This window comes from Nocardia veterana NBRC 100344 (genome assembly GCF_000308855.1).
In the GTDB taxonomy this organism is placed as follows: Bacteria; Actinomycetota; Actinomycetes; order Mycobacteriales; family Mycobacteriaceae; genus Nocardia; species Nocardia veterana.
The window spans coordinates 1-391 of the sequence record NZ_BAGM01000162.1 but is presented as its reverse complement, the minus strand read 5'-3'; the positions used below and the strand labels follow the sequence as shown (position 1 = coordinate 391).

The 391-nt window shown below is 59.8% G+C and carries 1 protein-coding gene; it reads right to left on the bottom strand.

All coding sequences use genetic code 11. The features are described from left to right. The coding region (locus ON37_RS26495; RefSeq protein ID WP_040723129.1) for a site-specific integrase at positions 1-391 on the bottom strand (391 nt) is incomplete at both ends.

The window sequence follows — 391 nt, the reverse complement described above, 5'->3', positions numbered from 1 at the left end:
CTTTCCCGAACGCCGGGTTCCAGACGATCTTGTTGAAGAGGTCGCCGTTCAACGCCATACCATCAGGCTTCGTTATCAGCAGGCGAACAGTCCGCGGCTCGCCGGCCGCCGAACCCCACGGCAGGGTCACCGACTGGGCCGGGAATCGCTCAACGTGACTGTCAATCACACCGAGCAGTGACCGAGAGATCGGTACGTACCTAGTCTTTTCCCGCTTCGGAAGCGCGAACATTAGTGCACCCTTGACGTACTTCACCTGACGTTGCACGTGTACCGTCATCGCCTCGCGATCGATATCGTCAGGGGACAAACCGAGCAGCTCGCCTTGCCGAAGGCCCAATCCGACACCGATCGGCACCACCGCCGAATACCGGTCGTCGACCAACTTCAA